Below are 4,574 nucleotides of genomic sequence, written 5' to 3'. Positions count from 1 at the left end.
TTCACTTTATCACACCACGTCCCTTTTAATGCTACTTATTCTCATTAAGCATCTTAATTTTTGAATTGACTTTAGTTATTATGTACTACTTTAAGGGCTTTTTTGATCTGTGACAGTTTGGGGTGCGGAATGTGGGTTCTACTACTTGCGGATTTTAGTGCTTCTCTAGTAGTCTGTCAATCCAAAAATGACGGACTGTAGTGTGAGCGTCTCGCTCACGCGGGCAAGATGCCCGCACTACCAAAAACCCGTCAAAATAAATTTGACAGACTACTAGTTGTTCCCTGCTCAATGATAATCTCTACCAGTTGCTCTATTGCCAACTGTCTCAAGATTTCACTGTCTAGTATTGGGGGCAGGTTTTTTTCCATACCTGTGATTTTCCTCCTCCATTATCACTCTTGTCAATACCCCCACCTGAATCCTTACTAGAAAATTTAGGTGCGGCGTTGTTTAATATTTCCGAAATTGCTGATTTAGTAACTTGGTTAAATCAAGAAGATCATCATTAATAGTGATTTTTGGGTTGGTTTTTCTCAACCCAAACAAAAACTAAAAACTAGATCCCCGACTGCTTTAAGAAGTCGGGGATCTTATCGGTTTAAAAATCAACCCCCCGTTTCAATTCTACACCTTGATTTGCGTAGTGTTTATGACAATAAACCTCAGAGTGAATACTAGCCAAATCAAAATAAGCCGGTTGATTTTGACAGCGCCCAGTAATAATCACTTCCGTATCACGGGGTTTACGTAACAAAGCTTGAACAATGGGATCAACAGGTAACAATTCTAAATCCACAGTGGGATTGAGTTCATCGAGGATAATAGTCTTATACACACCAGAAGCGATCGCAATTTTGGCAATTTCCCAACCCCTCTCCGCTTCTATATAGTCTAAATCTTGACGAGAATTCCGCCAAACAATGGCATCCCGTCCACACCGTTGATGATCTACCACTTCAGGATAAGATTGCTGTAAAGCCGCTATAGCTGCATCCTCAGTATAGCCACTCCCACCTTTGAGCCACTGCATAATTAATACACGGGTAGAACCAGGATGATTGATACCTCTCCCAATAGCTTGCAAAGCCTTACCCAAGGCACTGGTAGATTTACCCTTACCTGCACCTGTATAAATTTCAATCCCTTCAATAAACAGTTCTGCGGCTGTGGGGTGGTGGTGAGGTTTCATTTCCGAGTGCAAATCCGCAATATCTAACAATGCTTGTGGTGCAGCGCGTCCAGTCGTGATGATTTCTAATTCTTGGGGTTTAGATTTTAACGTGTTTACCACTTCCTCCACCGATAACAAACCCAAATCCAAAACCGGGTTAATTTCATCCAAAACAACTACTGAATACAACCCCGAAGCGATCGCACCTTTGGCTACATCCCAGCCCCGTGCAGCCTCAGTTCGATCAAAAGGTGTAATTTGATCATGGCCAAAAAACTCCGCTCTTCCTGTGCGAACCTGATCAATAAGATGGGGGAACCCTCGCTGTAAAGCAGTTATCGCTCCATCTTCATCATAATCCCGTTCTGGACCTTTCAAAAACCGCAGCAATAAAACCCGGCTAGAATCACTGGGTGTATTAATGCCCAAACCAATCGAGCGCAAAACCACTCCTAAAGCTGCTTGGGACTTACCTTTCCCAATACCATCATAGACGTGAATTTGACCCGTAAGCCGCTCAGAACGCACTTGCGCTGTGCGAATACCGATACCGTTTCTTGTCATATTTTGAAAAGCTATAAAGTGGCAATTCCTTATCTTAACGAAACTAGAGTCTAGAATGTGCGGTTTTTTATCTGCGTATTACAGTTTAATAAATGTATAATAAAATTAATCTAAATATCTTGACGCACTCAGATCATAAATGTCAGAAGAATGAGATAATTGCCGATTATCCGTATTCTTTCAGTTATACTCTGTACAACTAATCCCCAGATCCCCGACTTCTTGAAGAAGTCGGGGATCTAACTAACTCCTAAAATCTCCTTGTTGTTACCATTATGTCTGATGAATTATCACTACCTATAATTTTGCCCATTGGGGCGATATTTTTTGAGATCTTATTCTTACTAATTGCCATTCCCCTAGAAGCTTATATTCTGAATAGATGGCTGAAGTTTGATAAAAGAACCAGCATTTTTTATGCTATAGCCTTAAATGTTTTTTCGAGTGTAATTGGTTGGATTGTGTTTTTCACAGTCGAACCAATATTATCTATCGCTATCAAAAAAGAATTGATTAATTATGTATTTTTTAATAAACTTCAAGATCCTAGCATTGGCACAATGATAGTTTTATTGTCATTTACTATTTTTATAGCGACTTTTTTAGTGAAATTTTTACTAATGAAGATCCTCATAATTTTTATGGGAGAAGGAGGAAAAAAAACAGAAACAGAAACAGAAATCATTTCTTCACAGCAAAGAGCCAGTTATATGAATATGGCTAAGTTGCAAAATACTAATTTAATAACTGCAACCTTAATAGCCAATTCACTCAGTTACACTGCCATAACCTTCATTATCCTAATTCGCTCGCTCCCGATAAAATGATCAATATTCATCATTGCATTAATTAGAGGTAATCTCATGAACTTTTTATTGAAGGAAATACGTGGCATATTTAAATATATTCAGGATTTATTTGCAGGAGTGCAAAAATTTCTGACACCTGCTAAAGCATACTCGTGGCAAACATTAATTTATTTGAGTATTTTTTCTTGGGGAATATCATATTTTGCCCTAGGGTATATCAAAGATATTATTGCCTTTTGTGGTTGGCTATTTTTATTAGCAGGAACAGCTTGGTATACTACCGATGATCCTTTAAGAGTTCCGGGAACTTTTATGCCAGTGGGGGCAGTAACAACGGGATTTTTAGTGAGTATCTTTGCTTTTGGACACAAAGAAGGTGTATTAACACCGAATACGATAGTTATTTGGCCAACAATAGCTGCCATAGTTACAGCCATACCTAATTTCTTTGAAGGTACAGGTGGAAAATTAGCAAAAGCCAAACTTCCTAAATTACAAGATCGTCAAAAAGTTGTAGTTTTATTAGCTTGGTGTATGCTAATTAGTTGTTGGCTTCAGTTTTACTTTGTCATAGATAAATGGTTAAAAGAATATCCTAGTTTACGAGCAGATAATTTTCAAAAAAGTGCTTTTGTGATTAGATTAGAACCACCAGCCAAAAAGCCGAAAACTGGTGATTTGATCTTAAATAAATTGCAACCTTTAGTTAATCAACAAATTGCCAATAAACCTTGGTCAGAAGTGGAAAAATGGTTACTAGAAGCTAAACCGCGACTAGGAAACTTGGGGAGAAGAACGATTAATAGTAATTTAGGTCAATCTCAAGAAAGGCTATTATGGCGAGTTGAACCCCGTGTAGTCAATATTAAATCTGGATATAAACTAGATATTTTGACAATTTGGGGGGGACCTGGCGCCAACTCTCAAGGATATTACTGGAAAAAATCTTGTTTGATAGAACCATCTAACTTTGGTAAACAAACAGATAATAAAAACACCATTGCCCGTCTGACTTGCGATCGCACAAGTAAATTTATCATGGGTTCTCCACCAGCACAACAATAAGGAAGAAACAAGCAATTACTATGAATGTAATGAGAACTGTCGTCATGGCTAAGAATGTATTTCAGGAGGTGATCCGCGATCGCATCCTGTACATCATCGGTTTTTATGCCATTATCCTGGGTATTGCCTTCCGTGCCATTCCCGAATTTACTGTCACTACTTTTGATAAAATCTTTTTAGACTTTGGTTTGGCAACCATGAACGTCATTGGTTTAATTGTGGCTATATTTATCGGCACGGGATTAGTTAACAAAGAAATTGAAAAACGGACTATTTTAGTATTAATTGCCAAACCCATCAGCCGCAGTGAATTTATTGCTAGTAAATATTTAGGGTTATCAGCAGTTATCGCTGTCCTCATTACTGCAATGACAATAATTTATTTAGGATTCTTACAACTTGGTCAAGTATCCTATCCGGTTACTAGCATTTTTCTGGCTACGCTATTCATCTTTTTTCAATTATGTTTAATTACTGCCGTAGCCATTACTTTAGGCGTTTTTACCAGTTCACTGATAGCCACAGCCCTAACATTTGCAGTGTATTTAATGGGGAATGTTACTCAATATCTAGTGGCATTAGGTAAATTAAGTCAGAATCCTGCTATGGAACGCATTACCCAAAGTTTATATCTGATCTTGCCAGATTTATCTAGATTAGATTTAAAAAATGATGCTGTTTACGGTTTGCAAGCACTACCTGATACAATTACATTAATTACCAATGCGGGATATGGTTTGCTTTATAGTTTTATGTTGTTAGCGATCGCCATTATTATTTTCTTAAGACGAGAATTTTAAAATAACAAGATCCCCGACTTCTCTAAGAGGGTGTTTGAAAAGTTATGGTTGATGTATCAAATATTTTTTACCCCACCCTAACCCTCCCCTTGTAAAGGGGAGGGAACTGGATTTTTATTGTTTCCCCCCTTTACAAGGGGAAAGGGGGGTAGCAATGTGATG

Annotated in this window: 5 protein-coding genes; 4 read left to right on the top strand and 1 reads right to left on the bottom strand. The window is 38.0% G+C overall.

Annotated features, from left to right (window positions below; genetic code table 11):
• The first annotated feature begins 401 nt into the window (after positions 1–401).
• The gene (locus tag PN450_RS00480) at positions 402–512 is read left to right on the top strand and encodes a DUF4351 domain-containing protein (RefSeq protein ID WP_233466945.1); all 111 of its coding nucleotides are present in this window, start codon (positions 402–404) and stop codon (positions 510–512) included.
• Positions 513–601: 89 nt separating this feature from the next.
• Here the strand turns inward: PN450_RS00480 and PN450_RS00475 are convergent, their stop codons facing one another.
• The gene (locus tag PN450_RS00475) at positions 602–1,738 is read right to left on the bottom strand and encodes a cob(I)yrinic acid a,c-diamide adenosyltransferase (RefSeq protein WP_015078379.1); all 1,137 of its coding nucleotides are present in this window, start codon (positions 1,736–1,738) and stop codon (positions 602–604) included.
• Positions 1,739–2,013: 275 nt separating this feature from the next.
• Here PN450_RS00475 and fraC point away from each other — a divergent pair, with 275 nt between their 5' ends.
• The 3 genes from fraC to PN450_RS00460 are packed head-to-tail and all read left to right on the top strand — an operon-like array spanning position 2,014 to position 4,412.
• Positions 2,014–2,565, top strand: a complete 552-nt coding sequence (fraC, locus tag PN450_RS00470; protein ID WP_271834999.1) for a filament integrity protein FraC — start codon at positions 2,014–2,016, stop codon at positions 2,563–2,565.
• Positions 2,566–2,601: 36 nt separating this feature from the next.
• The gene (gene fraD, locus PN450_RS00465) at positions 2,602–3,612 is read left to right on the top strand and encodes a septal junction protein FraD (protein WP_271834997.1); all 1,011 of its coding nucleotides are present in this window, start codon (positions 2,602–2,604) and stop codon (positions 3,610–3,612) included.
• A 20-nt stretch (positions 3,613–3,632) separates the two neighbouring features.
• On the top strand, positions 3,633–4,412 hold the full coding sequence (locus tag PN450_RS00460) for an ABC transporter permease (protein WP_271834996.1): 780 nt from the start codon (positions 3,633–3,635) through the stop codon (positions 4,410–4,412).
• The last annotated feature ends 162 nt before the right edge of the window (positions 4,413–4,574 follow it).

The organism is Dolichospermum lemmermannii CS-548 (assembly GCF_028330815.1).
GTDB lineage: Bacteria > Cyanobacteriota > Cyanobacteriia > Cyanobacteriales > Nostocaceae > Dolichospermum > Dolichospermum lemmermannii.
This window is presented reverse-complemented; position numbering and strand designations above follow the sequence as displayed.